Genomic DNA, 25,110 nt, shown 5'->3' with positions numbered 1-25,110 from the left:
GCGGGGCGGCCCCGGCGGTGTGATGTCACCGCCGGGGCCGCCTTCTTGTACGGGTGGGGCCGAAGGCCCGGGTGGGACCGAAGGCCCGGAGGTCAGACCGACCGCTGGTACGACCGGAAGGTGCGGGTCGACAGCCAGACCGCGGCCAGCGCGAGCACCAGCAGGGCTCCGCCCCGGCTCGCCACATCGCCCCAGTCCGGGTCGTCGGCCATGGCGGAACGTCCGGCCACCAGCGCCCAGTTGACCGGGTTGACGTCGGCGATGTGCCGCATCCAGCCCGGCATCAGGGCTGGCGCCATGAAGGCCTCGGAGAGGAAGGTCAGGGGCAGCAGCAGGAAGGTGTTGATGCCGATGATCGACTCCCGCTGCCGGACCAGCATGCCCAGGGCGTTGGAGAGCGCGCCGAAGACCGTGCCCAGCAGCACGGACGCCACGACCAGCAGCGCGAGGCCGGTGAGGCCGCCCGGGTAGTCGGCGCCGCCGAGCTTGCCGAGCGCCACGATGATGACGGACTGCACGGCGGTGCCGATGCCCTGGGAGACCACATTGCCGTTCATCAGCGCGCCGCGGGAGATGGGCGTGGTCAGGAAGCGGTTGAGGGTGCCGCGCTCGATCTCCTCCAGGGTGCCCATGCCGGCCCACATGCTGGAGGACAGGGCGCTCATCACCACGATGCCCGGGACCAGGTAGTCCAGGTACGAGCCGGTGCCGAAGCCGCCGAGGTCGGTGACCTTCCGGAAGAGGGAGCCGAAGAGGAACAGCCAGATGATCGGCTGGATGAGGTTGATCAGCAGGAAGACGGGCTGACGCCAGTAGACCATCAGCTGGCGCTGTGTCATGTACCAGGTCTGGGTGAGGGTCGCGCTCATCGGGCACCTCCAGCGGCGCCGGCCGGGACGGGCGTGCCGACCGCGGCGTCGGCCTCGGTGAAGCTGCGGCCCGCGTAGCGCAGATAGACGTCGTCGAGGGAGGGGCGGGCCACGGTGGCGGTGGCCACGGCGGCGCCCGCCCGCTCCAGGGCGGCCAGCAGCGCGGGCACGGCGGCGGCGCCGTCGTCGGCGCGGGCGCTGACCCGCCGTCCGTCGACGGCCACCTCGTGCACGCCCGGCAGCGCGGTGAGCGCGTCGCGCAGCAGCGGCTCCGCGCCGTCCGCGGCGGCCTCGCGCAGCTCCAGGTGGACGGCGTCGCCGCGCAGTTCGCCCTTCAGCTCGTCCGGGGTGCCCTCGACCACGACCTGGCCGCGGTCGACGATGGCGATGCGCTCGGCGAGGCGGTCGGCCTCCTCGAGGTAGTGGGTGGTGAGCAGGATCGTCAGTCCCTCCTCGCCGGCGAGCCGGGCGATCTCCTCCCACATGGCGGCGCGGGCCTCGGGGTCGAGCCCGGTCGTGGGCTCGTCGAGGAAGAGCACCTCGGGGCGGTGGACGAGGCCGAGGGCGACGTCGAGCCTGCGGGACATGCCGCCGGAGTAGCCCTTGACCGGGCGGTTCCCGGCGTCGGCGAGGTCGAAGCGCTCCAGCAGTTCATCCGCGCGCCGGGCGCAGGCGGCGCCCTTCAGGCCGTACAGCCTGCCCTGCAGCAGCAGGTTCTCCCGCCCGGTCGCCACCGGGTCGGCGCCGGACTTCTGGGCCACGACGCCGATGGCCGCGCGGACCCGGCCGGGGTGGCGCAGCACATCGTGTCCGGCGACCGCCGCGGTGCCCGCGTCGGGCCGGGCGAGGGTGGTGAGGATCTTGACGGTGGTGGACTTCCCGGCCCCGTTGGGCCCGAGCAGGCCGAAGACGGTGCCGGACTCGACGGCAAGCTCCATGCCGTCCAGGGCCCTGACCCCGCCGGGGTAGGTCTTGACCAGTTGGTGTGTCTCCACTGCGAGCGCGCGGTCGCGCAGGTGGTGCGGGGGGCGTCCCCCGGTTGTCGGCGCCATGGTGGCGTGTCTCCACTTCGGTCGGTCGCAGACGGTGATCCGTCGTGCGGGGGTGAAATCCGCCGTACCGGTTCGCGGGTGGAGAGCCGGGCTATCCTGGGTGTGCCGCACCTCGATCGCCTGGCCTGCCATCGCCGCAGGTCCGGTCCGGGGTCAGGGCCCCGGCGCGCGCTGTTGGCGCAGCGCGCGCCGGGGCCTTCTTCATATGCCCGGGCTGGTGCCCGGATTGGCGTCCGGGCTGCTGTCCGGGCTGGTGTCCGGGTTGGTGTCCGGGCTGGTTCTCTCCTCTATCTCCATCCATTCGGCCGGTATCTCGCCGGTCTCGCTCAGGGCCCGCCATTCGGCGGCGCCGGAGAGGGCGCCCGCCGCGAGGTCCTGGCGGAGGGCGCGGATCCACTCCGTCTCGGCGCGGATCATGTGGAGTTGGTATTCGGTCTCGAGGACGAAGATCCTCGGCAGGTCCTTCGCGAGGGCCTCCAGCGTGTCGCCGACGGCCCGGGCCCGGGCCTCCAGCGCCTCGATCCGCCGCCCGAGCAGCTCGTCGGCCTCGTCGACGGGCAGCACCAGGATCAGCGAGAGCGCGGCCTCGAACAGGGGGTACTCCCGGGCCGGCACGGACACCAGCTCGGCCAGCCAGTCGTGCAGCTCCACCTGGCCGTCCGCGGTCAGTCCGTACAGCGTGCGCTCGGGGCGGCGCCCCTGCCGCTGCACTCCGGCGACCTCGACGAAGCCGTGCTTCTCCAGGTTCTGGACGACGGTGTAGAGCGAGCCGTAGTTGATCTTGATGCTGTGCTCCTTGCCTCGCCTCCGGAGCACCTGCGCGATCTCGTACGGATGCATGGGCCGCTCGCTCAGGAGCGCCATCACCGCGAGCGCCAGGGGGTTGCCCAGCTTGCGCCGCTTCGCCGCCACCGCCATCACCTCGCCTCCGTATATCCGTGAGCGAACATATCGCGAGTTTCCCGAAGACGTCAACCGCGATGTATCGCGTTTGCCTCGACTTTACGGCCCGGGAAGAAAAGAAACACGGGAAGCAACACGACGGGCCGTGTCCGACCCGGGAGTCGACCCGGCCGGACACGGCCCGTGAGGAAGGACGAGAAGGGTCAGCCGACGGAGGAGTACGCCACCACCCCGCGCAGCAGCCCGTCGACCGCGCGGCGGGCGCTGCGCGCCACCGTGCCCTCCGGGGCCGCCGCGGCGATCTGCCCCAGCACGTCGATCACCTGCTTGCACCAGCGCACGAAGTCGCCCGCGGGCATCTCCACCTCGCGCAGCACCTCGTCAAGACCGCTGCCGGAGGCCCAGCGGTAGGCGGCCCAGGCGAAGCCCAGGTCGGGCTCGCGCTGCCCGACCCCCTCCGCCTGCTTGATCTTGTGCTCGTCCTCCAGGGCGTCCAGCCGACCCCAGATCCGGACCATCTCGCCCAGCGCCTCCTTGGCCCCGCCCGCCGGCAGCTTGGGCGGCAGCGCGTCATCCGCCGCCCGCGCCTCGTAGACCAGCGCCGAGGCGCACGCCGCCAGCTCCGCGGGCTTCAGCCCCTCCCACACCCCGTCCCGCAGGCACTCGCTGGCCAGCAGGTCCAGCTCACCGTAGAGCCGGGCGAGCCGCTTGCCCTCGTCGGTGACCTCCTCGCCCCGCAGATAGCCGAGCTCGCTCAGCAGCGCGCAGATCCGGTCGAAGGTGCGCGCGATGGTGTTCGTACGCCCCTCGATGCGCCGCTCCAACTGCCGGGTGTCCCGCAGCAGCCGGTGATAGCGCTCCGCCCAGCGGGCGTGGTCCTCGCGCTCGTCGCAGCCGTGGCAGGGATGGGCCCGGATGGCGGCCCGCAGCCGGGCGATCTCGGTGTCGTCGGCCGCCGCCGAGCGCTGCTTGCGATGGCGGCGCACATCGTGGTGGCCCGCCTTGCTGCGCAGCGCGGACGCCAGGTCCCGGCGGGACTGCGGACTGCGCGGATTGAAGGACTTGGGGATCCGCATCCGCTCCAGCGGCTCCACCGGCACCGGGAAGTCGATCGCGGCCAGCCGCTTGACCTGACGCTCGGCGGTGAGCACCAGCGGCCGCGGGCCGTCGTGGTACTCCAGGCCGCGATGGCCGCCCGTACGCCCCGCCGGCAGCCCTGGGTCGAGCACCAGCGCCAGCCCCGCGTACTTGCCGGTGGGGACGTGGATGACATCGCCGGGGCGGAGCCTCTCCAGCGCCTCCGCGGCGGCGGCGCGCCGCTGCGCCACGCCCTGCCGGGCCAGCTCCGTCTCGCGGTCCTTCAACTCGCGGCGCAGGCGAGCGTATTCGTCGAAGTCACCGAGGTGACAGGTCATGGAGGCGCGGTAGCCGCGCAGCCCCTCCTCGTTGCGCTGCACCTGCCGGGAGATGCCGACGACCGCCTTGTCGGCCTGGAACTGCGCGAAGGAGGTCTCCAGCAACTCGCGCGAGCGGTGCCGCCCGAACTGCGCGACCAGATTGACCGCCATGTTGTACGAGGGCCTGAAGGAGGAGCGCAGCGGATAGGTGCGGGTGCCGGCCAGGCCCGCGAGGGCGGCCGGGTCCATCGCCCGCTGCCACAGCACCACGGCGTGGCCCTCGACGTCGATACCGCGCCGGCCGGCCCGGCCGGTGAGCTGGGTGTACTCGCCGGGGGTGATGTCGGCGTGCTGCTCCCCGTTCCACTTGACGAGCTTCTCCAACACCACCGAACGCGCGGGCATGTTGATGCCGAGCGCCAGGGTCTCGGTGGCGAAGACGGCCTTGACCAGCCCGCGGACGAACAGCTCCTCCACCACCTCCTTGAAGGTCGGCAGCATGCCGGCGTGGTGGGCGGCGATGCCCCGCTCCAGGCCCTCCAGCCACTCGAAGTAGCCCAGCACATGCAGGTCTTCGTCGGGGATGCCGGAGGTGCGCTCCTCGACGAGGGACCGCACCCGGGCGCGCGCCGCCTCGTCGTTGAGCCGCAACCCGGCGTACAGGCACTGCTGTACGGCGGCCTCGCAGCCGGCGCGGCTGAAGATGAAGGTGATCGCGGGCAACAGCCCCTCGGCGTCGAGCCGCTCGATGACCTCGGGCCTGCCGGGGGTCCAGATCCGGCTGCGCTGGCGGCGCTCGCGCTCCCGGTCGGCCTCCCGCATGGTGCGGCCGCGGCGCTTGTCGCGGCCGAAGCTGGGCCGGGAGTTCTCCATCCGGGCCAGCCGGACCAGGTCGGGGTTGACCTCGCGGCGGCCGGCCTGGCCGTCGCCCTGCGGGCTCTTCTCCTCGAACAGGTCGTACATCCGCCGCCCGGCCAGCACGTGCTGCCACAGCGGGACGGGGCGGTGCTCGGAGACGATCACCTCCGTGTCACCGCGGACGGTGTCGAGCCAGTCGCCGAACTCCTCCGCGTTGGACACGGTGGCGGACAGCGAGACCAGCGTCACCGACTCGGGGAGGTGGATGATGACCTCTTCCCAGACGGCGCCGCGGAACCGGTCGGAGAGGTAGTGGACTTCGTCCATCACCACATATCCGAGCCCCAGCAGCGACTGGGATCCCGCGTACAGCATGTTCCGCAGCACCTCGGTGGTCATCACGACCACCGGGGCCTCGGAGTTGATGCTGTTGTCGCCGGTGAGCAGGCCGACCCGGTCGGCGCCGTAGCGCTTGACGAGATCGGTGTACTTCTGGTTGGACAGCGCCTTGATGGGCGTGGTGTAGAAACACTTGCGGCCCTGGGTGAGCGCCAGGTGGACGGCGAACTCGCCCACGATGGTCTTGCCCGAACCGGTGGGGGCCGCGACCAGCACGCCCTTCCCGGCCTCCAGGGCCTTGCACGCCTCGATCTGGAACGGGTCCAGCTCGAAGTCGTACATCTCGCGGAAGGGGGCCAGCGCGGTGGCCTCCTCGGCCGCCCGCAGACGGGCCGCGGCGTAGCGCTCGGCGGGAGATAGCTCGTCGGTCATCGTACGTACGAGACTACCGGCCGCCTCCGACAACGCACGCGATCTTATTTGCCGGCCGGGAGGAGGGGGTGGGGCGGGCGAGGGCCGGGGCGGGGCGGCCGGGGTCCTCAGCGGCCCGCGTCCGGCCCGGGCGCGCCCAGCAGCCGCAGGGCGCCGGGGACGGCCCGGGCGGTGAGCGGCAGCGGCCCCAGGCGCTCACCGTCCGCGTAGGCGGTCAGGCCCTCGGCGGCCAGGGAGACCGAGGCGGCGCGGTGGGTGGTGACCGCCCGGTGGCCGAGGTGGGTGCCCCGGTAGACGCGGGGGAAGACCGTCAGCAGTGTGGTGCGGCTGCACGGGCCGACGACCGTGATGTCGAAGAGCCCGTCGTCGAGGGCCGCGTCCGCGCAGATCCGCATGCCGCCGCCGTACGACTCGGCGTTGCCGACGGCGATCAGGGTGGCCTCGAACTCGCGCTCCGGCCCGCCGTCGAGCCTCATCCGATAGCGGATCGGCCGCAGGGCCGCGAGCTCGGCGAGCATGGCGAGGTCGTAGCGGAGCCGGCCGCCCGGGCGGCGCATCCGGTTGCCCCGCTCGTTGACCCGGGAGTCGAAGCCGGAGGCGAGGACGGTGCCGAACCAGACCTCGCCCGCCCGGCCCAGGTCCAGCTCGCGGCCGCCGTCGCCCTTGAGCGAGACGGCTATGGCCCGGGCCGCGGCGGCCGGGTCGTGGACCGGGAGCCCGGCGGCCCGGGCGAAGTCGTTGCCGCCGCCGACGGCGATCACCCCCAGCGGGGTGCCGGTCCCGGCGACCGCCTGGAGGGCGAGCGAGACCATGCCGTCACCCCCGACGGCCACCAGCGCTCCGGTGCCGCCCGCCGCCGCCTCGCGGGCCCGCCGCAGGGCGTCGGCGCCGTCGGCGCCCCTCACCGTCCGCACGGCGAATCCGGCCCGCCGCAGGGCCTGGACGGCGGGCCGGGCGGCGCGGGCGCCGCGGCCGCGGCCCGCCGTGGGGTTGACGATGACGGTGATGTCGCAGGTCACTCGCGGACCCTACCGGGCGGGCCGCCGGCTCAGGTGATGTCGTCGTAGCCGTTCCGCCGGGTCGGGCCCGGGTCCTCCGGGTCGTCGCCGCGGGACGGGGACACCGGCTCGATCTCGCCGATGGCCGCGGGCGTCAGGTCGAGGTCGGAGGCCTCGTCGTCGCTGAGCCCGGCGTCCGGGTTGGCGCGCCGCCGCCGGCGGTCGTTGAACAGGCAGATGCCGGTGGCGCCGAAGTACAGCACCACGATGGGCGCCGCCAGCAGCGACATGGTCAGCGGGTCGCCGGTGGGGGTGGCGATCGCGGCGAAGACGGTGATGCCGACGACCATGCCCCGCCACCAGCCCAGCATCCGCCGACCGGTGATCACCCCGCCGAAGTTGAGCAGCACCAGCAGCAGCGGGAGTTCGAAGGCGAGCCCGAAGACGATCACCATGCGCGTGACGATGTCGAAGAACTCGTCCGCGGGGAACAGGTTGTCCCAGTCCTCGGGGGTGAGGCCGACCAGCGCCCCGGCCGTGGTCGGCAGCACGGCGTACGCCAGCCAGGCACCGGCCAGGAAAAGGGGCACGCCCGCGGCCACGAAGCCGAGCGCGTACTTCTTCTCGTGGCTGTGCAGGCCCGGCGCGAGGAAGGCCCACAGCTGATAGAGCCAGATCGGGCTGGAGACGACGACGCCGGTCATCAGGCCCACCTTCAGCATGATCGTGAAGGGGGCCAGCAGGCCGTTGGCGGTGATCTGCGCACAGGGCTGGGTGTGCTCGCCACCGATGCCCTCACCCTTCTTGCAGCCGACGCTGTCGATCACCGGGCCGGTGAGGAACTCCGCGATCTGCTTGTAGTAGATCAGCGCGACGACCGTGACCACGATGATCGCGACGACCGACTTCAGCAGCCGATTGCGCAGCTCTCGCAGATGCTCCGCCAGGGGCATCCGCCCCTCAGGGTCCTTCTGCTGTTTGCGGGCAGACTTGAGCAACCCACGTCCTCGTCTCGTGCGAAGGCCGCCGTCGGCTCAGCGAGCCGCCGCGGCGCTCTCGGCTTGCGTCGGCTCCGTCAGCCCTGGGTGGTGCGGTTCGGCTCGCTGACCGGGCGCGAGCTGGTCACATCGCCAGGAGCCGCCTGGATGGTCCGCGGGGCGCCCTGCGCGGAGGGGTCGGCGGGGGCCGTGGGGGCCTCGGCGGCCTTCGCCGCCTCGTCGTCCTTCTTCATGGCCTTGGCCTCGCTCTTGAGGATGCGGGCCGACTTGCCGAGGGACCGAGCCATGTCCGGGAGCTTCTTGGCGCCGAAGAGCAGCAGAATGACAACGAGGATCAGAATGATCTCGGTGGGCCTCAGATTGCCGAGCATGTGCGACTACCTTCTCGCCGGGGCGGCGTACTTCCATGCCTGCCGTGTGGGATCGGACTGGCGTGCTAGTGCTGGCAGCGATCGTAACCCGCAGGGGTAAACCGCGGGCAATGCCCGTGCATACTCCCTGTTGCGATCACGGCACCGCCGCGACAACTGCGCCAGCAGCCTACCCCGCCGCCCCCCGCGTCAGTCCCTGACGTCGGTCGGCAGCCGGTCCTGACGAACGTCATGGCCGTGCCCCCGCCGCAGGGCGTCCACCTGCCCGCCCAGCGGTGCCGTGGCCCGCTCCAGGTCCTCCGCGGCCCGGGTGATCCGCCGCGAGCTCTCCGCCACCTGCCGCGCCAGCCTCCGTACTTCGACGAAGACCCGCACGGCGGGCACGGCGAGAACGGCGATTCCGGTGACGGCGAGGGCGAGGGCGAGCATCGGCCAGAGCATGGCCCGAGCCTATCGGGGAGGCCGGACCCCGCCCGGCGGCGGGACCGCCGGGCCCGCCGTCACCGGTACGGGCGTGCCGTGACCGGTCCGGGCGTGCCGTGACCGGTCCGACGGGGGGCCTCAGACCTCGCTGTGCAGCCGCAGGGTGCTCACCCCACCGCCGGTGAGCAGCTCCACGATCCGCTCCCCCGCCGGTTTCCGCACCGCCGACCCGCAGTCGGGGCAGGTGAAGGAGTAGAACGTGGTGCGGTCGCTCCCCCCGATCGCCAGCCGCAGGGCGGTGGCGGCCAGCTCGAACCTGCCGCGGCAGTCCGGGCAGGCCGCCTTGAAGATCACCGAGGCGGGATTCCCCCCAGCGGTCACTGTGCGTGTCCCTTCACTCACCATAGGCCGCGAGCGCCCGCTGCGCCGCGTCCCGCGCGCTGTCCGCCAGCCCCCGGGGCGAGACGATCCTGCCGTCCCTGCCCAGCCGCAGCGCCAGCCGGCGCAGCGAGCCGGGATCGGGGGTGCGCAGCGTGATCCTGAGCCCGCCGTCGGGCAGCTCCTCCGCGCTGTCGTGCGGGTAGTACTCGGCGACCCAGCGCCCGCCGGGGCCGACCTCGACCACCACCTCCGGGTCCTCGGCACCGGTCTGCACCAGCCCGGCCGACAGGTCCGACAGGTCGCGCAGCTCGATCGGCGGCGGGTCGGCGGGCTCGTCCAGCAGCTTGATCTCGGCGACCCGGTCCAGCCGGAAGGTGCGCCGCGCCTCGGAGAGCCGGCACCACGCCTCCATGTAGGTGTGGCCGACGGCGAACAGCCGGATCGGGTCCACCTCGCGCTCGGTGAGCTCGTCCCGCGCGGGCGAGTAGTAGCGCAGCCACAGGCGGCGGCGCTCGGCGATGGCCCGGTCGACGTCGGCGAACACCCCGCCCTCGGCCTCGAAGGTGACCGACAGCCGGGAGCTGGCCCCGGCCGCCTCACCCGCGGCGGCCTCCAGCTTGGCGGTGGCCCGCAGCAGCGCGTCCCGGTCGCCCTCGCGCAGCCCCGGGAGGGTGGCGACGGCGCGCGCGGCGACCAGCAGCGCGGTGGCCTCGTCGGCGGCCAGCCGCAGCGGCTCCGCGACATCGTCGGGGTTGTGCCACCAGATGCGCTCACCGTCGGTGTCGATGTCCAGCAGGTCGCCGCCGCGGAAACTGGTGCCGCACAGCGGCAGCACATCCAGGTCGGAGATCAGCTCGTCCTCGCTGATGCCGAAGGCGCGGGCGACATCGGCGACGCGGGCGCCCGGGCGCTCACGCAGATACGTCACCAGGGACAGCATCCGGCGGGTCTGGTCAATGGCGTTTCCGGCCATCAGAAGTCGCTTCTCCCCCTCAGCCCTTGGCCACGGCGCGCAGCCGGTCGACGACATCGGCCCGCAGCTCGTCGGGCGCCAGCACCACCACGTCCGGGCCGAACTCCACCAGCCAGGCGTCGAGCCCGTGCCCGTACGGGATCTCCAGCTCGTCCCAGCCGTCGCCCAGCGGGCGGGTGTGCAGGGCCCTGGCCCGCAGCGGGTAGCCGTGGCCGGAACGCAGCCTGATCCGGGCGGTACTGGTGGCGGTCTCCCCCGACCACCGCTCCACCGTCTCGCGCACGGTGACGTGGTCGGGCACCTCGGCGGTGTAGGCGCCGGCCCGCAGGCGCACCCTGCCGGTGATCCGCGAGAGCCGGAAGACCCGCTCCGCCGCCCGCTCGCGGTCCCACCCGGCCAGATACCAGTGGCCGCGCCAGCACTCCAGCGTCCACGGCTCGACATAGCGCTGCTCGGGCTGCGCGGCGTTGGACTTGCGGTAGTCGAACATGACGGGTCGGCGGTCGCGGCAGGCGAGCATCAGCGGCTCGAAGGCCGCCTCGTGGACCGGGATCCGCGGCTCCAGGGCACCGGCCGGCTGGGGGTCGTACGGGTCCTCGGCCAGCGGCATCCCGGCGGCGCGCAGCTTCTGCAGGGCGCCGCTGGCGGCGCCCGCGAGCCGGGCCTGCTGCCACACCTTCGCGGCCAGGCCGAGCGCCGCGGCCTCCTCGGCGTCCAGGGTGATCGGCGGCAGGCGGTTGCTGTCGCGGCGGGCGAGATAGCCGATCTCGCCGTCCACGCTCTCGACGGTCTCGATGATCAGACCCAGTTCGCGCAGGTCGTCCTTGTCCCGCTCGAACATCCGGTTGAACGCCTCGTCGCCTCCGCCGGAGCCGGTGGCCGCCGCCTCGATGTACGCCTCTATGGACTCCCGCAACTCGCGCTTGGTCAACGGACGCCGGGTCCCCAGCAGGCACAGCGCCAGATTCATCAGCCGCTCGGCCTTGGCAATCGCCATCGACGCCCTTTCTTCTTGACCTTCCGACCGTGACCGTACCGCTACCGGGACGCGGGACAAAAGCCGAGGGCCCCTGCCGGACGGCAGGGGCCCTCGACGGGCGCTTCGGCCGGGCCTCGGGGCTCGCCCTCAGGGCTCACCCGTCGGCCGTCCGGGCGATCGGCGTCAGGCGGCGACCAGGTCGCACACGAAGATCAGCGTCTCCCCCGGCTTGATCCGGCCACCGCCGGCGCCCCGGTCGCCGTAGGCCAGGTGCGGCGGGATGATCAGCTGGCGGCGGCCGCCGACCTTCATGCCCTGCACCCCCTGGTCCCAACCGGAGATGACCTGACCGGCGCCGAGCTGGAACTGCAGCGGAGTACCGCGGTTCCAGCTCGCGTCGAACTCCTCGCCGGTGCTGAAGGCGACGCCGACGTAGTGGACGGAGACGGTGGCCCCGGCCTGGGCGACCGGACCGTCGCCCTCCCAGATGTCCTTGATCTCCAGGTCCGCCGGCGGCTCGCCGCCCGGAAAGTCGACCTCGGGCTTGTCGATGCTCACGAAACTTGCTCCTCTTGCGTGGTGGGCAACCCGCCCAGTCTTACAGAACCGCGTCCTACAGAACCGCCAGGATGTCGACCGAGAAGACCAGGGTCGAGTTGGCCGGGATGCCCTGCTGGGCCTGCTTCCCGTAGCCGAGGTCCGGCGGGATGACGACCAGCACCCGGCTGCCGGCCTTCTTGCCGGTGAGCCCCTGCGCCCAGCCCTTGACGACCTGCTGCAACGAGAACTGCGCGAGCTGGCCCTTCTTGTAGGTGGAGTCGAACTCCTTGCCGCCGTCCCACAGCACGCCCTTGTACTGGACCAGCACACTGTCGGTGGCCTTCACCTTCGGCCCGTCGCCCTCGATGACATACGCCGAGACCAGCTTCTTGGGCGCGGACTTCTCGGGAACGTCGATGGTCGGCGCCTTGCCGTCCGTGTTCGTGCCGACCTTGGGCAGAGCGATGTCGGTCTGCGCCACCGTGCGGCCCTTGGCCGAGCTCTTGCCGTTGAAGGTGTCCACGATGTCGACCACGAACACCAGGGTGTCGGTGCCCTTGATCCCCGCCTGCGGCTGACCCTGGGCGCCGTATCCCTCGGACGGCGGGACGGCCAGCTCCACCCGGCTGCCCACCCGCTTGCCCACCAGCCCCTTGTCCCAACCCGGAATGACCTGGCCGACGCCGATCTGGAAGAGGGCCGGCTTCCCCCGGTCATAGGAGTTGTCGAAGACCTTGGCGGTGTTCCAGATCTGGCCGAGATAGTGCACCTGGAGGTAATCCCCCTTGGCCACCTCGGCCCCGTCACCCTTGATGACCGTCTCGACCTGGAGCGAGGAACGCGGCTGCCCACTGCCTTTGGCGACCTTCGGCTTCTGGCCGAACTCCTTGCCGCCGGTAATGGGCGGCACCGGCTCCTTGGCGGGCTTCGGACTGCCGCTCTCCGCCGAAGGGGAGGCCTTGGACGACTTGTCGGATCCTGCTTTCTCACTGCCGCAGCCCGCGGCGGTCAGCAGACCGGCGGGCACGGCAAGAAGTACGGAGCGTCGGCGCACGAAAGTCCTCGTCGGGTAGATCCTGCGGGGGCAACGCGCGCCACTCTACGACGTGCCCGGGGCCCCGTACGTGAAACGTACGGGGCCCCGGGCCGGACATGCGCCGTCCGGGCGCCCGGGTCACATCCCGGCGATGAGCTTCTCCACCCGGTCGTCCACCGAACGGAACGGGTCCTTGCACAGCACCGTGCGCTGCGCCTGGTCATTCAGTTTCAGATGCACCCAGTCGACGGTGAAGTCGCGGCGCTGCTCCTGCGCGCGGCGGATGAAATCGCCGCGCAGCCGGGCGCGGGTGGTCTGCGGGGGCACCGACTTGCCTTCGAAAATCTTCAAGTCGTTGCACACCCGCGCGGCCTGACCGCGCTTCTCCAGGAGGTAGTACAACCCCCGGCGGCGGTGGATGTCGTGGTAGGCGAGGTCTATCTGGGCGATCCGCGGATGCGACATGGTGATGTTGTTCTTGGCGCGATACCGCTCGATCAGCTTGTATTTCATCACCCAGTCGATCTCGGTGCCGATCCGGTCCAGCTCTTCGGTACGGATGGCGTCCAGGGTGCGGCCCCACAGTTCGAGCACGCGCTCGACCGTGCCGGTGCGGATTCCGCGGCGCTCGCAGAAGTCCAGCGCCTTTTCGTAGTACTCCTGCTGGACTTCCAGCGCCGAGGCCTCGCGCCCGCTGGCCAGGCGCACCTTGCGCTGTCCGGTGATGTCGTGGCTGACCTCCCGGATGGCCCGGATCGGGTTCTCCAGGGTCAGGTCGCGCATCACCGTGCCCGCCTCGATCATGCGCAGCACCAGGTCGGTGGCGCCGACCTTGAGCAGCATGGTGGTCTCGGACATGTTGGAGTCACCCACGATGACGTGCAGCCGGCGGTAGCGCTCGGCGTCGGCGTGCGGCTCGTCGCGGGTATTGATGATCGGCCGGGAACGGGTCGTCGCGGAGCTGACCCCCTCCCAGATGTGCTCGGCGCGCTGGCTGACGCAGTAGACCGCGCCGCGCGGCGTCTGCAGCACCTTGCCGGCGCCGCACAGCAGCTGCCGGGTCACCAGGAAGGGGATGAGGATGTCGGCGAGACGGGAGAACTCGCCGTGCCGGGCCACCAGATAGTTCTCGTGGCAGCCGTAGGAGTTCCCCGCCGAGTCGGTGTTGTTCTTGAAGAGATAGACGTCGCCCGCGATTCCCTCCTCGTGCAGGCGGCGCTCGGCGTCCACGAGCAGACCTTCGAGAATGCGCTCGCCTGCCTTGTCGTGGGTGACCAGCTCGGTCACGTTGTCGCACTCGGGGGTTGCGTATTCCGGGTGCGAGCCCACGTCGAGATAGAGGCGGGCGCCGTTGCGCAGGAAGACATTGCTGCTGCGGCCCCAGGAGACGACACGGCGGAAGAGGTAGCGCGCCACTTCGTCAGGAGACAACCGGCGCTGTCCCCTGAATGTGCACGTGACGCCGTACTCGTTCTCCAGCCCGAAAATGCGGCGGTCCATGCCTGAACATTACGCCTGATGGCCTGCTCTGAAACCGGGTTCGACGGCACGGTTGCGATCATTTTCCGCCTGAGGTTCACCCGCCGTCACGCCTCGCGCACCGTCGAGGAAGCGCGCGGTGGCCAGGAGAACGGCCAGCGCCACCGCCCCGGCCGCCCCGGGAACGGCGAAACCCGCCGCGACTCCGCCGTACTCCATCACCGGCCCGGCGGCGGCCGTCCCCACCGAGTTGCCGACCACGAAGGTGGTCACCAGCCAGGAGAACGCCTCGGTGACCGTGCCGCGCGGGGCGTGTCGGTCGATGACCACGAAGACACAGGCCAGCGCGGGGGCCAGGAAGAGCCCCGACAGGCCGGCGAGCGCGCTCATCGCGACCACCCCGGGCACCAGGACCAGCGGCAGATAGCCGAGCGCCAGGGCCGCCACCAGCGCCCGCAGCCGCCGCTCCGGGGCGCCGGCCCAGGGCCGCGCCCCGTACGCGAGGCCGCCCACCAGCGCGCCGACGCCCAGCGCGGAGAGCAGATAGCTCGACACCATGCCGCCGCCGTGCTCGTCCGCGTACCCGACGGCCGCCACGCCGATCGAGCCCAGGGCGACCCCGACGAAGAAGAACGTGCCGAGGAGCACCCGCAGGCCGGACGAGCGCAGCGCGCCCAGCCAGTGCGCCTCGCGCGGCGCCGAGCGCCACCGCCTGGAGGGCGGCGAGAGGACGACCGACAGGGCGCCCACCACCCCGATCCCGTTGATCACCAGCAGCGCGGCCGCCTCCGACCACAGGGCGACCAGGGCGGTGACCAGCAGCGGCCCCACGGAGAAGATCACCTCCTGCGCGACGGCGTCCAGGGCGTAGGCCGCGTGCACCCACTCCTCGCGGCCGAGCACCCCCGGCCACAGCGCCCGCAGCCCGCCCTCCAGGGGCGGGGTGAACAGGCCCGCGGCCAGCATCGCGGCATACGCGACGGGCAGCGGGTCGAGCCCGACCACGGCGAAGAGGACCATCGCGAGGGCGGACAGCACGGCCGCCGGGAGCATCACCCGCGGCTGGCCGTAGTGGTCCACGGCCCGGCCGAGCAGCGGCTGGCCGACCGCGTTGCCCACCCCGTAGACGGCGGACAGCGCGCCGGCCAGCGCGTAGCTGCCGCCCTCGGCACGGGTGAAGAGCACGACGGCCAGCGCGGCGGTGGCGTTCGGCAGCCGGCCGACGAGGGTCCCGATGAGCAGACGGGCCGCGTGCTCGCAGCGCAGCAGTTCCCTGTAGCCGGCCGCCATCGCCCGCCCCCTCGCTTCCGGTTCTTCCCTCGGGCGTGTCCTGGCGTGCCCGCCCCAGGTTTTACGTATAACTACCGCCGTTATACGTATCATGGCTGCCGACCTCGGTCCACCCGCATGGGCGACCGTGACGAACGGAGGCGATGGTGGCGAGCGTTCAGGGGGACCCCGCGCCCGGCGCGCGCGCCGGAGGCGGCCCCCGCGCGCGGGCGACCAGCCGGGACGTGGCACGCCACGTCGGCGTGTCGCAGGCCACCGTCTCCCTGGTCCTCGGCGACAAATGGGCCGGACGTGTCTCCGAACGCACCGCCGAGGCCGTACGCACCGCCGCCCGCGAACTCGGCTACCGGCCCAACCTCGCGGCCCGCAGCCTCCGCCTCGGCCGGACCAGGACCGCGCTGCTCGTCGTACCGGCACTCACCACCGAGTTCTTCGCCCGCGTCTACACCGGCGCGGCCCGGGTGGCCGCCGAGGGCGGCTTCGGCGTGGTGCTCTACCCCTCCCCCGAAGGCGTGGGCCCGGCCCGCGACCCCTTCGACTCGGCCCGCGCCTCCCTCGACGGCGTGATCGCCTCCTCCATGGCCGCCGACGCCCTCGCCGCGATGCGCGGCGGGGGGCTCCCCCTGGTCATGCTCGACAGCTCACCCGACGAGGCCGCTTCGGCCGCCGCGGCGGCCACCGTCAACCTCGACATCGCCGACGGCATGCGGCAGACCGCCGAACACCTCCTCGCCCTCGGACACCGCCGTATCGCCCACCTCGCGGCGGCCGTGGACACCTGGACCTTCCGCGAACGCGCCGCCGCCCTGGCGGCGGCCCTGGCCGCCGTCCCCGGCGCCTCCGCCCACACCGAGGCGGCCCCCCTGACCGTCGACGAAGGCCGCCGGGCGGCCGAACGGGCCCTCACCCGCCCCGGCCCCCGCCCCACCGCGCTCGTGTGCGACGACGACATCCTGGCCGCCGGAGCCTGCAAAGCCGCCCGGCGGCTCGGGCTCCGGGTACCGGACGACATCTCCGTCACCGGCTTCGACGACCTCGCGCTGGCCACCGCCGTGGACCCCGAGCTGACAACGGTCCGACTGCCGGCGGAAGCCGTCGGCGCGGCCGGAATGCGGGCCCTGATGGCCGTCCTGGACGGCGAACCGGCACGCGACACCACCCTGCCGGTGCGACTCGTCCCCCGGGGCTCCAGCGCCCCACCCCCACGCGACACCCCGTCCGGCGGACACTGACGCGCCCTGACGCGCCGCCGCTGCCGTACGCCCCGCCGCGCGGCGGCCACCCCCGCCCCGGCCCGGTCGGCACGCCGCCCCGCCCCGCGAGGCGGACACGCCGCGGCGCGCCCCGGCTGGGCCGGGGCGCGCCGCGTGAACGGGGTGGCGCGGTTACTCCTCGGTGTCGGTGGACTCCTCGGCCGGGGACTCCCCCTCGGCGGCGGAGTCGGCCGGGGTGCCCTCCGATTCCAGGAGCCGGGCCAGCTGGCTGCCCAGGACCCGCTTGAACTTCCGCTGCTGCGGTCGCGTCCGGTCCAGCACCGCGACCTCGAGCTGCTCGGCGGTGAGGCTGCGCTCGCCGCCGTTGTTGTCCCGGGCGAGGGACTCGACGGCCAGCTTGAGCCCCTCGGCGAGGGTCAGGCCCTCGCGGTGGCGCTGGTCCAGGTAGCTGCTGATCTGATCGGCGTTGCCACCCACCGCGACCGAGCCGTGCTCGTCCACGATGGAGCCGTCGTGCGGCAACCGGTAGATCTGGTCGTCCTCGGGGCCGTCCCCGACCTCGGCGACGATCAGCTCGACCTCATAGGGCTTCTCCGCCGCGCTGGAGAAGATGGTGCCGAGCGTCTGGGCGTAGACATTGGCGAGGCCGCGCGCGGTCACGTCGTCGCGGTCGTAGGTGTAGCCGCGCAGGTCGGCGTAGCGGACACCGCCGATGCGCAGATTCTCGAACTCGTTGTACTTGCCGACCGCCGCGAAGGCGATCCGGTCGTAGATCTCGCTGACCTTGTGCAGCGCGCGGGACGGGTTCTCCGCGACGAACAGGATGCCGTCGGCATACTGCAGCACGACCACGCTGCGGCCGCGCGCGATGCCCTTGCGGGCGTACTCGGCGCGGTCGGCCATGGCCTGCTGAGGCGATACATAGAACGGCGTCGTCACCGGCTATCCGTCCCTTTCTGTGATGGCGAATGCATTCCGGATCAACCGTCCCCTCAGAGCAGCGGGGCCCGGGGGCCGTCCGGCGCCTCGAGCCGCCGCTCGTGGATGGTGCGGGCGATCTCGGACACCTCCGCCTCGGTGAGCCGCTTGAAACCGTCCTCGTTGATCACCGTGACGATGGGGTAGATCCGCCGGCCGAGATCGGGGCCGCCGGTCGCGGAGTCCTCGTCGGCGGCGTCGTAGAGCGACTGGACGACGGCGGTGGTGGTCTCGGATTCGGTCAGGTCCTCGCGGTACAGCTTCTTGAGCGCGCCACGGGCGAACAGCGAGCCGGAGCCGGTGGCGGCGAAGCCGTGCTCCTCGGAGCGCCCGCCGGTCACGTCGTAGGAGAAGATGCGGCCCTTCTCGCGGTCGACGTCCCAGCCCGCGAAGATCGGGACGACGGCCAGGCCCTGCATGGCCATGCCCAGATTGCCGCGGATCATGGTCGACAGCCGGTTGGCCTTGCCCTCCAGGGAGAGGACGGTGCCTTCCACCTTCTCGAAGTGCTCCAGCTCCAGCTGGAAGAGCTTGACCATCTCCACGGCGAAACCGAGCGTGCCCGCGATGCCGACGGCCGAGTACTCGTCGGCGGGGAACACCTTCTCCACGTCGCGCTGGGAGATGAGGTTGCCCATCGTCGCGCGGCGGTCACCGGCGAGCACCACGCCGCCGGGGAAGGTCGCCGCGACGATGGTGGTGCCGTGGGGGGCCTCGATGGCGCCCTGCACGGCGGGGAGCGGGCGGTTTCCGGGGAGCAGCTCGGGCTGGTGCGCGCCGAGGAAGTCCATGAAGGATGAGGAGCCAGGCGTCAGGAAGGCAGCTGGTAGACGCCCGGTGCTACGAGGATTGGCTTCCACGCGTTTCCTTCCAGGTATGTCGCGGCCCGCCTTATCACGTCGGGCCGATCCTTGAACTGCCCCAGTGCCGCGTTGCAGCTGAAGCACAGTACGCCACGGACCCTACCCTTCTCGTGGCAGTGATCCACATGTGCGGCCGGAGCCGACAGACATATGCAGCAGACGCCTGCCTGGGAGGCCACCAAAGCGTCACGCTCGGCTTCGGTGATCCCGTGCGAGCGCGGCTTTCCCATGGCCTCCCGGCGGCGCCGGTAGTGCGCGGCGCTGTACTCCGCCACGCACTCACGGCACCGCACCTGAAGGCCGTCACGGCAGCCACCCTTCACCCCCCAAGCCTTCGAAATGAAGGCAAAGCGGCCTGTAGGCCTTTACTGTCCACCCTTTTGCACGAAGCTTCGAACGAAATCCTCGGCGTTAGCCTCGAGTACGTCGTCGATCTCGTCCAGAACGTCGTCCACGTCGTCCGAGAGCTTCTCGTGCCGCTCCTTGAGGTCTTCCGCCGCCTGCGCGTCCTGCGCCTGCTCCTCGACCTCCTCGGTCGAGCGCGACGCCTTCTGCTGTCCGCCGCCGGTGTCCTTGGTCGCCATGTCCCTCACCCCGCTCTGTTCGCCCCAGCTCGAATGGATCGGTCGATCAGACCCTACAAGCCGGGTCCGACATCGGCCTCCCGCTCGGTACAACGCACGGAGGCCATCTCGATGATTCCCGGTTGAAGAGCATTTCAGCCCCCCGAGAGCACCCGGACAAGGTCTTCGGCCGTGCGGCAGCGGTCCAGGAGCTCCTTGACGTGGTTCCTGGTGCCTCGCAGCGGCTCCAGGGTGGGGACGCGCTGCAGGGAGTCCCGGCCCGGCAGGTCGAAGATGACCGAGTCCCAGGAGGCCGCGGCCACGTCGTCGGCGTACTGCTCCAGGCAGCGGCCGCGGAAGTAGGCCCTGGTGTCCTCCGGGGGCTTGCTCCGGGCCCGGGACACCTCGTCCTCGTCCAGCAGCCGCTTCATCTTGCCGCGGGCCACCAGACGGTTGTACAGCCCCTTCTCGGGGCGCACGTCCGCGTACTGCAGGTCCACCAGGTGCAGCCGGGCCGCGTCCCACTCCAGGCCGTCACGGCGCCGGTAGCCCTCCATGAGCTCGCGCTTGGCGACCCAGTCCAGCTCGCCGGAGAGGCTCATCGGATCCCGCTCCAGGCGGTTCAGGACGTCCTCCCAACGGGTGAGCACGTCCCGGGTCTGCTCGTCGGCGTCGGCGCCGAAGCGGTCCTCGACGTATTTGCGGGCCAGCTCGAAGTACTCCATCTGGAGCTGGACCGCGGTGAGTGTCCGGCCGCTGCGCAGCGTGATCAGGCGGCGCAGCGTCGGGTCGTGGGAGACCTGGTGGAGGGTGCGGACCGGCTGGTCCACGGCGAGGTCCACGGCGATGAAGCCGTCCTCGATCATGGACAGGACCAGGGAGGTGGTGCCGAGCTTGAGGTAGGTCGAGATCTCGGAGAGGTTGGCGTCTCCGATGATCACGTGCAGCCGGCGGTATTTCTCGGCGTCGGCGTGGGGCTCGTCGCGGGTGTTGATGATGGGGCGCTTGAGGGTGGTCTCCAGGCCCACCTCGACCTCGAAGTAGTCGGCGCGCTGGCTGATCTGGAAGCCGTGTTCGTGGCCGTCCTGGCCCAGGCCCACCCGGCCGGCGCCGGTGACGACCTGGCGCGAGACGAAGAAGGGGGTCAGGTGGCGCACGATGTCCGAGAAGGCGGTCTCCCGCTTCATCAGGTAGTTCTCGTGGGTGCCGTAGGAGGCGCCCTTGTTGTCGGTGTTGTTCTTGTAGAGGTGGATCGGCTGGGCTCCGGGGAGCTGGCCGGCGCGCAGGGCGGCCTCGGCCATGATGCGCTCGCCCGCCTTGTCCCAGAGGACCGCGTCCCGGGGGTTGGTCACCTCGGGGGCGGAGTATTCGGGGTGTGCGTGGTCGACGTAGAGCCGCGCGCCGTTGGTGAGGATCACATTGGCCAGGCCGATGTCCTCGTCGGTGAGCTGGCTGGCGTCCGCGGACTCGCGCGCGAGGTCGAAGCCGCGGGCGTCCCGCAGTGGGTTCTCCTCCTCGAAGTCCCAGCGGGCGCGGCGCGCCCGGTGCATCGCCGCCGCGTAGGCGTTGACGACCTGGGATGAGGTGAGCATGGCATTGGCGTTCGGGTGACCCGGGACGGAGATCCCGTACTCCGTCTCGATCCCCATTACTCGCCGTACGGTCATGCGGCCCTCCTTGCCCGGCGCCGCCCCTGGGCGGGGTCGGCACTCAAGTACCGCTGTGCTTCCGGTCCGTGCGCGGCCCCCGATCCCCCGCACCGCGATGCCGCGGTACCGAAGAGCCTAGAGCCGCTTCGCGGCGCTGAGGCGATCATTTCAGTCATTGCTCGGGTCCGGCTCCTAGGTGGCCGCTCGCTGTGTCGACCGGTCCGGAGTGGACTTGTTCCGGATCGGCGAATCGGCGGTTCGGCGGTCGGAAAAGCGCATCCGGCTGCGGATGCCCCGTCCAGGACATCCGCAGCCGGACAGCGGTGTTACAGGTACTGACCGGTGTTCGCCACCGTGTCGATGGAGCGTCCCGTGTCCGCGCCCTGCTTTCCGGTGACGAGGGTGCGGATGTAGACGATCCGCTCGCCCTTCTTGCCGGAGATCCGGGCCCAGTCGTCGGGGTTCGTGGTGTTCGGCAGGTCCTCGTTCTCCTTGAACTCGTCCACGCAGGCGGCGAGCAGGTGGGAGACGCGGAGGCCCTTCTGGTTGTGGTCCAGGAAGTCCTTGATGGCCATCTTCTTGGCCCGGTCCACGATGTTCTGGATCATGGCGCCGGAGTTGAAGTCCTTGAAGTAGAGGACTTCCTTGTCGCCGTTGGCGTAGGTGACCTCCAGGAAGCGGTTCTCCTCGGACTCGGTGTACATCTGCTCGACGACCGACTGGATCATGCCGCCGACCGCGGCCTTGGGGGACCCGCCGTGCTCGGCGAGGTCGTCCGCGTGGATCGGCAGGGTCTCGGTCAGGTACTTCGAGAAGATGTCCTTGGCGGCCTCGGCGTCCGGACGCTCGATCTTGATCTTCACGTCGAGCCGGCCGGGGCGCAGGATCGCCGGGTCGATCATGTCCTCGCGGTTGGAGGCGCCGATGACGATCACATTTTCCAGGCCCTCGACACCGTCGATCTCGGACAGCAGCTGGGGGACGATGGTGTTCTCCACGTCCGAGCTGACGCCGGAGCCGCGGGTCCGGAAGAGGGAGTCCATCTCGTCGAAGAAGACGATGACGGGGGTGCCCTCGCTGGCCTTCTCCCGTGCCCGCTGGAAGACCAGCCGGATGTGCCGCTCCGTCTCGCCGACGTACTTGTTGAGCAGCTCGGGGCCCTTGATGTTGAGGAAGAAGCTCTTCCCGGCGGGCTTCCCGGTCACCTCGGCGACCTTCTTGGCAAGGGAGTTGGCCACGGCCTTGGCGATCAGCGTCTTGCCGCAGCCGGGCGGGCCGTACAGCAGCACACCCTTGGGCGGCCGCAGTTCGTGCTCCTTGAACAGGTCGGGGTAGAGGTACGGGAGCTCGACCGCGTCCCTGATCAGCTCGATCTGGTTGCCCAGGCCGCCGATCTTGGTGTAGTCGATGTCCGGGACCTCTTCGAGGACGAGCTCTTCGACCTCGCTCTTGGGTACGACCTCGTAGACGTAGCCGGAGCGGGGCTCGAGCAGCAGGGCGTCACCGGGGCGGATGGTGGTGTCCAGCAGCGGCTCGGCGAGCCGCACCACGCGCTCCTCGTCGGTGTGCCCGATCACCAGGGCTCGCTCGCCGTCCTCAAGGACCTCCTTGAGGGTGACGATGTCCCCGGCGCGCTCGAACTCCATGGCTTCGACCACGTTGAGCGCCTCGTTGAGCATGACCTCCTGGCCACGCCTGAGGTCCTCGACCTCGACGCTCGGGCTGACGTTCACCCGGAGTTTCCGGCCTCCGGTGAAGATGTCGGCCGTGCCGTCCTCGTTCGCCTGCAGAAACACCCCGAAGCCGGCCGGCGGCTGCGCGAGCCGGTCGACCTCCTCCTTGAGGGCCACGATCTGGTCGCGGGCCTCACGGAGCGTGTTGGCGAGCCGCTCGTTCTGCGCGGACACGCCCGCCAGGTTGGTCTGCAGCTCGACGATCCGCTCTTCGAGAATCCTCGTGTGCCGCGGAGAGTCGGCGAGCTTGCGTCGCAGGACGGCGATTTCCTGCTCGAGATAGGCAACCTGGCCGGCTGGGTCGTCAGACCCCCGCCCCGGCCGGATGCCGCGGTTGATGTCGTCGTCGTGGGCTGCCACGGTCCTCACCTCCTCCAAGGGGAGCTGGACGCTTCCTGACCCTACCTGGGCCGGTGCGGGTTGAAACCCCTAGATCACAAACCCGGTCGGCGTGTGTCCGATCTTCACCCTTGCGCACTCCCTCACGCCAGGTGAATACCCACCCAACAACATCGGAAAGCGACCGGTTGTATCGTCGAGACGGTCAACACCCGCCAAGGCTGGCGCTATTTAGTCAATGTTGAATCATGTATCAGGGGACGGCAGATCGTGACTGTGCGGAACGAGGAGCTCGGTGACCTTGAGGTCTGGATCGACCAGGATCTGTGCACGGGCGACGGCATCTGTGCCCAGTACGCACCCGAGATCTTCGAACTCGACATCGACGGTCTAGCTTACGTCAAGAGCGCCGACGACGAATTGCTCCAGGACAAGGGTGCGACGACGCGGGTGCCGCTGCCCCTGCTCACCGAGGTCGCGGACTCCGCGAAGGAGTGTCCCGGCGAGTGCATCCATGTGCGCCGGGTGTCCGACGGGGTCGAGGTCTACGGACCGGACGCCGAGTGACGGCTCAGACACTGCCCGGCGCCGGCAGCGCCGTGAGCGCGAACCTGCCGTCCTTCCACTGCCAGTTGACCTTGCGCTGAAGGTCCGGGCAGCACCGCGGCACCTGCTCCGAGGAGTAGCCGAGCAAAGTGGCCGAAACCTTGGTTCCGCGCAGCGCGAAATCCTTGACGCTCATCTGTTCCTTGGGGTCCAGGAAGGTGGCCACGACCCGCGGCCGCCCCGGTCCCGCGCCCTGTCCCGCCTGCCCCCCGCCGGCCTTCCGGCCGTCCGGCTGGGCGAGGACGTACATGCCGCTGGGCGGGGTGCCCGTCGCGGAGTGGCAGCGCACGACGGCCACCGTCTCCGGTCGCCCGTCACCGTCCAGATCGCCGGAGGCGCGGTCCGTGACGTCCAGTTTCGCCGGGCCGCAGTCCACCGGGTAGTGGGCGGCGGTGGGGTCCGGGGCCTTGACCACCGGGGCGCCGGTGCCCGGCGCGGCCGCGGTGGAGGTGTCGGTCGTGGCCTTGGCGTCGGAGGGCTGGAGCACCGCGGCCCCGGCGACGACGGCGGCGAGGGCGGCCGCTGTCGCGAGCCAGTGCACCGGCCGGGGGTGGGTGTGCGCGAGGTCCGGGCCCAGAGGCTGCACGCGGCGTGACTCCTGTGAGAGCGGTGGCGTCGGGGGGTGCCCCGCATCGTGCCACATCTCACACGGCGCGGCCACCGCCTCCCCCGGGAATCCCGGCGGAATTCCGGGGGGAAGTCGGTGGCCGCGGCCGGGTGTTGGCGCCGGGTGGCGGTGGTGGGGTCAGCCCCGGTCGGCTGAGCCGTTCCGGGGGCCCTCGGCGGCCCGGCCGGCCGCTCCCGCGTCCCCGGCCGCCGCGCCGCCGGCGCCCCAGCCCGCGTAGTCCTCGCCGTAGGCGCCCTTGGCGGGCCTGCGGCGGCGCAGCGGGGGCTCCACGCCGTCCGCGAGGCGGCGGGCGGTGAGCAGGAAGCCGGTGTGGCCGATCATGCGGTGGTCGGGCCGTACCGCCAGGCCCTCGACGTGCCAGGTGCGGACCATGGTCTCCCAGGCCGCGGGCTCGTTGAAGGTGCCGTGCTCCCGGATGGCCTCGACGGTGCGGGCCAGCTGGGTGGTGGTGGCGACGTACGCGCACAGGATGCCGCCGGGGACGAGTGCCTTGGAGACGGGGCCCAGGCATTCCCAGGGGGCCAGCATGTCCAGGATGACGCGGTCGACGTCGCTGTCGGAGAGGTTGTCCTGGAGGTCCCCGACGGTCAGCCGCCAGGCGGGGTGTGGGGCTCCGAAGTAGCGCTCGACGTTCTGCTGGGCGATCTCGGCGAAGTCGGCCCGGCGCTCGTAGGAGTGCAGCATGCCCTGGTCGCCGATGGCGCGCAGCAGGAAGGTGCTGAGCGACCCGGAGCCGACGCCCGCCTCGACGACGCGTGCGCCGGGGAAGATGTCGGCCATGGCCAGGATCTGCCCCGCGTCCTTGGGGTAGACCACGGCGGCGCCGCGGGGCATGGACAGGACGTAGTCGGGGAGCAGGGGGCGCAGCGCGAGGTACGCGACGTTTCCCGTGGTGCGCACGACGGTTCCCTCGGGGGCACCGATCAGCTCGTCGTGGGGGAAGGAACCCTTGTGGGTGTGGAAGTTCTTCCCGGCCTCGAGCGTGAAGGTGTAGTGGCGTCCCTTGGGGTCGGTGAGCTGGACCTGGTCCCCGACCTGGAAGGGCCCGCGACGGCGGGCGGCACCGGTCGGTTCGGACATGTGGCCAGCCTACCCGGCCTGGGGGGACGTCCTGACCGCGAGCCCTTGCGCGGGCGCCCGGAGGCGAGCGAGCCTCTCAGGCGAGCGCCAAAGGGCGCGCCCCTGTCGAGAGCGAGGAGACCAAGCGTCGGAGCGAGGA

The 25,110-nt window shown here is 71.4% G+C and carries 25 protein-coding genes; 2 read left to right on the top strand and 23 right to left on the bottom strand.

Going from position 1 to position 25,110, the window contains the following annotated elements:
- Positions 1-92 precede the first annotated feature (92 nt).
- From BBH68_RS37220 to BBH68_RS37150, 15 genes are all read right to left on the bottom strand, one after another.
- Positions 93-869, bottom strand: a complete 777-nt coding sequence (locus BBH68_RS37220) for an ABC transporter permease (RefSeq protein ID WP_065968335.1) — start codon at positions 867-869, stop codon at positions 93-95.
- Positions 866-1,921 carry an ATP-binding cassette domain-containing protein gene (locus BBH68_RS37215; RefSeq protein WP_065968334.1) on the bottom strand — a complete coding sequence of 352 codons (1,056 nt, stop codon included), beginning with the start codon at positions 1,919-1,921 and terminating at the stop codon, positions 866-868. Before BBH68_RS37215 ends, BBH68_RS37220 begins: the two co-directional genes overlap by 4 nt.
- Positions 1,922-2,122: 201 nt before the next feature.
- Entirely contained in the window at positions 2,123-2,839 is a 717-nt protein-coding gene (locus tag BBH68_RS37210) for a PadR family transcriptional regulator (RefSeq protein WP_079151443.1), read from the bottom strand.
- 188 nt (positions 2,840-3,027) lie between these two features.
- Positions 3,028-5,850 carry a DEAD/DEAH box helicase gene (locus BBH68_RS37205; RefSeq protein WP_065968333.1) on the bottom strand — a complete coding sequence of 941 codons (2,823 nt, stop codon included), beginning with the start codon at positions 5,848-5,850 and terminating at the stop codon, positions 3,028-3,030.
- A 107-nt stretch (positions 5,851-5,957) separates the two neighbouring features.
- The gene (locus BBH68_RS37200) at positions 5,958-6,869 is read right to left on the bottom strand and encodes a diacylglycerol kinase (protein ID WP_065968332.1); all 912 of its coding nucleotides are present in this window, start codon (positions 6,867-6,869) and stop codon (positions 5,958-5,960) included.
- 29 nt (positions 6,870-6,898) lie between these two features.
- The gene (gene tatC / locus BBH68_RS37195) at positions 6,899-7,801 is read right to left on the bottom strand and encodes a twin-arginine translocase subunit TatC (RefSeq protein ID WP_065968331.1); all 903 of its coding nucleotides are present in this window, start codon (positions 7,799-7,801) and stop codon (positions 6,899-6,901) included.
- Between the two features lie 122 nt (positions 7,802-7,923).
- Positions 7,924-8,217 carry a Sec-independent protein translocase subunit TatA gene (gene tatA, locus BBH68_RS37190; RefSeq protein WP_065968330.1) on the bottom strand — a complete coding sequence of 98 codons (294 nt, stop codon included), beginning with the start codon at positions 8,215-8,217 and terminating at the stop codon, positions 7,924-7,926.
- A gap of 189 nt (positions 8,218-8,406) precedes the next feature.
- Entirely contained in the window at positions 8,407-8,658 is a 252-nt protein-coding gene (locus BBH68_RS37185; RefSeq protein WP_065968329.1) for a hypothetical protein, read from the bottom strand.
- Between the two features lie 120 nt (positions 8,659-8,778).
- Complete coding sequence (locus BBH68_RS37180) at positions 8,779-9,045, bottom strand: hypothetical protein (RefSeq protein WP_065968347.1); 267 nt, start codon at positions 9,043-9,045, stop codon at positions 8,779-8,781.
- The gene (locus BBH68_RS37175; protein ID WP_065968328.1) at positions 9,035-9,994 is read right to left on the bottom strand and encodes a helix-turn-helix transcriptional regulator; all 960 of its coding nucleotides are present in this window, start codon (positions 9,992-9,994) and stop codon (positions 9,035-9,037) included. The genes BBH68_RS37180 and BBH68_RS37175 overlap by 11 nt, the downstream gene beginning before the upstream one ends.
- Positions 9,995-10,013: 19 nt before the next feature.
- Positions 10,014-10,991 (bottom strand): helix-turn-helix transcriptional regulator, encoded by a 978-nt coding sequence (locus BBH68_RS37170; protein WP_065968327.1) that lies wholly within the window; start codon positions 10,989-10,991, stop codon positions 10,014-10,016.
- Between the two features lie 165 nt (positions 10,992-11,156).
- Positions 11,157-11,531 (bottom strand): FKBP-type peptidyl-prolyl cis-trans isomerase, encoded by a 375-nt coding sequence (locus BBH68_RS37165; protein WP_065968326.1) that lies wholly within the window; start codon positions 11,529-11,531, stop codon positions 11,157-11,159.
- A 55-nt stretch (positions 11,532-11,586) separates the two neighbouring features.
- Positions 11,587-12,567, bottom strand: coding sequence for an FKBP-type peptidyl-prolyl cis-trans isomerase (locus tag BBH68_RS37160; protein WP_065968325.1), 981 nt, complete (start codon positions 12,565-12,567; stop codon positions 11,587-11,589).
- Between the two features lie 120 nt (positions 12,568-12,687).
- Entirely contained in the window at positions 12,688-14,049 is a 1,362-nt protein-coding gene (gene pafA / locus BBH68_RS37155) for a Pup--protein ligase (RefSeq protein ID WP_065968324.1), read from the bottom strand.
- Positions 14,050-14,058: 9 nt separating this feature from the next.
- Positions 14,059-15,318 (bottom strand): MFS transporter, encoded by a 1,260-nt coding sequence (locus tag BBH68_RS37150; RefSeq protein ID WP_065968323.1) that lies wholly within the window; start codon positions 15,316-15,318, stop codon positions 14,059-14,061.
- 143 nt (positions 15,319-15,461) lie between these two features.
- Between BBH68_RS37150 and BBH68_RS37145 the strand changes: the two genes are divergently transcribed.
- On the top strand, positions 15,462-16,550 hold the full coding sequence (locus BBH68_RS37145; RefSeq protein WP_245738495.1) for a LacI family DNA-binding transcriptional regulator: 1,089 nt from the start codon (positions 15,462-15,464) through the stop codon (positions 16,548-16,550).
- A 153-nt stretch (positions 16,551-16,703) separates the two neighbouring features.
- On the opposite strand, the gene prcA is transcribed toward BBH68_RS37145, so the two are convergent.
- From prcA to arc, 6 genes are all read right to left on the bottom strand, one after another.
- A complete protein-coding gene (gene prcA / locus BBH68_RS37140) occupies positions 16,704-17,471 on the bottom strand; it encodes a proteasome subunit alpha (RefSeq protein ID WP_076971108.1) in 768 nt (255 codons plus the stop codon).
- A 53-nt stretch (positions 17,472-17,524) separates the two neighbouring features.
- Positions 17,525-18,370 carry a proteasome subunit beta gene (prcB, locus tag BBH68_RS37135; RefSeq protein ID WP_065968321.1) on the bottom strand — a complete coding sequence of 282 codons (846 nt, stop codon included), beginning with the start codon at positions 18,368-18,370 and terminating at the stop codon, positions 17,525-17,527.
- A complete protein-coding gene (locus BBH68_RS40140; RefSeq protein WP_245738497.1) occupies positions 18,322-18,603 on the bottom strand; it encodes an endonuclease VII domain-containing protein in 282 nt (93 codons plus the stop codon). The genes prcB and BBH68_RS40140 overlap by 49 nt, the downstream gene beginning before the upstream one ends.
- Before the next feature lie 135 nt (positions 18,604-18,738).
- Positions 18,739-18,957: a ubiquitin-like protein Pup gene (locus tag BBH68_RS37130; protein ID WP_065968320.1), complete on the bottom strand. Its 219-nt coding sequence runs from the start codon at positions 18,955-18,957 to the stop codon at positions 18,739-18,741.
- Between the two features lie 134 nt (positions 18,958-19,091).
- On the bottom strand, positions 19,092-20,603 hold the full coding sequence (dop, locus tag BBH68_RS37125) for a depupylase/deamidase Dop (protein WP_076971107.1): 1,512 nt from the start codon (positions 20,601-20,603) through the stop codon (positions 19,092-19,094).
- A gap of 308 nt (positions 20,604-20,911) precedes the next feature.
- The gene (gene arc, locus BBH68_RS37120; protein WP_065968345.1) at positions 20,912-22,678 is read right to left on the bottom strand and encodes a proteasome ATPase; all 1,767 of its coding nucleotides are present in this window, start codon (positions 22,676-22,678) and stop codon (positions 20,912-20,914) included.
- Positions 22,679-22,933: 255 nt separating this feature from the next.
- On the opposite strand from arc, the gene BBH68_RS37115 reads away from it, so the two are divergent.
- Positions 22,934-23,224 (top strand): ferredoxin, encoded by a 291-nt coding sequence (locus tag BBH68_RS37115; protein WP_104531507.1) that lies wholly within the window; start codon positions 22,934-22,936, stop codon positions 23,222-23,224.
- A gap of 4 nt (positions 23,225-23,228) precedes the next feature.
- Here BBH68_RS37115 and BBH68_RS37110 read toward each other — a convergent pair whose 3' ends face one another.
- Both BBH68_RS37110 and BBH68_RS37105 read right to left on the bottom strand, forming a co-directional pair.
- Entirely contained in the window at positions 23,229-23,849 is a 621-nt protein-coding gene (locus BBH68_RS37110) for a hypothetical protein (protein ID WP_065968317.1), read from the bottom strand.
- A gap of 159 nt (positions 23,850-24,008) precedes the next feature.
- Positions 24,009-24,971: a tRNA (adenine-N1)-methyltransferase gene (locus tag BBH68_RS37105; protein WP_065968316.1), complete on the bottom strand. Its 963-nt coding sequence runs from the start codon at positions 24,969-24,971 to the stop codon at positions 24,009-24,011.
- Positions 24,972-25,110 lie beyond the last annotated feature (139 nt).

The sequence above is a fragment of the Streptomyces sparsogenes genome, from assembly GCF_001704635.1.
Lineage (GTDB): Bacteria > Actinomycetota > Actinomycetes > Streptomycetales > Streptomycetaceae > Streptomyces > Streptomyces sparsogenes.
The sequence above is the reverse complement of the archived record's forward strand: the minus strand, read 5'-3'. Positions and strand labels throughout refer to the sequence as shown.

Coding starts and splice junctions, on each gene's coding strand:
- BBH68_RS37220 (WP_065968335.1), bottom strand. CDS start 869: ATGAGCGCGACCCTCACCCAGACCTGGTACATGACACAGCGCCAGCTG.
- BBH68_RS37205 (WP_065968333.1), bottom strand. CDS start 5,850: ATGACCGACGAGCTATCTCCCGCCGAGCGCTACGCCGCGGCCCGTCTG.
- BBH68_RS37105 (WP_065968316.1), bottom strand. CDS start 24,971: ATGTCCGAACCGACCGGTGCCGCCCGCCGTCGCGGGCCCTTCCAGGTC.
- BBH68_RS40140 (WP_245738497.1), bottom strand. CDS start 18,603: ATGGGAAAGCCGCGCTCGCACGGGATCACCGAAGCCGAGCGTGACGCT.
- dop (WP_076971107.1), bottom strand. CDS start 20,603: ATGACCGTACGGCGAGTAATGGGGATCGAGACGGAGTACGGGATCTCC.
- BBH68_RS37210 (WP_079151443.1), bottom strand. CDS start 2,839: ATGGCGGTGGCGGCGAAGCGGCGCAAGCTGGGCAACCCCCTGGCGCTC.
- tatC (WP_065968331.1), bottom strand. CDS start 7,801: ATGCCCCTGGCGGAGCATCTGCGAGAGCTGCGCAATCGGCTGCTGAAG.
- BBH68_RS37180 (WP_065968347.1), bottom strand. CDS start 9,045: ATGGTGAGTGAAGGGACACGCACAGTGACCGCTGGGGGGAATCCCGCC.
- BBH68_RS37170 (WP_065968327.1), bottom strand. CDS start 10,991: ATGGCGATTGCCAAGGCCGAGCGGCTGATGAATCTGGCGCTGTGCCTG.
- tatA (WP_065968330.1), bottom strand. CDS start 8,217: ATGCTCGGCAATCTGAGGCCCACCGAGATCATTCTGATCCTCGTTGTC.
- BBH68_RS37215 (WP_065968334.1), bottom strand. CDS start 1,921: ATGGCGCCGACAACCGGGGGACGCCCCCCGCACCACCTGCGCGACCGC.
- BBH68_RS37130 (WP_065968320.1), bottom strand. CDS start 18,957: ATGGCGACCAAGGACACCGGCGGCGGACAGCAGAAGGCGTCGCGCTCG.
- BBH68_RS37185 (WP_065968329.1), bottom strand. CDS start 8,658: ATGCTCTGGCCGATGCTCGCCCTCGCCCTCGCCGTCACCGGAATCGCC.
- BBH68_RS37175 (WP_065968328.1), bottom strand. CDS start 9,994: ATGGCCGGAAACGCCATTGACCAGACCCGCCGGATGCTGTCCCTGGTG.
- BBH68_RS37150 (WP_065968323.1), bottom strand. CDS start 15,318: ATGGCGGCCGGCTACAGGGAACTGCTGCGCTGCGAGCACGCGGCCCGT.
- BBH68_RS37145 (WP_245738495.1), top strand. CDS start 15,462: ATGGTGGCGAGCGTTCAGGGGGACCCCGCGCCCGGCGCGCGCGCCGGA.
- pafA (WP_065968324.1), bottom strand. CDS start 14,049: ATGGACCGCCGCATTTTCGGGCTGGAGAACGAGTACGGCGTCACGTGC.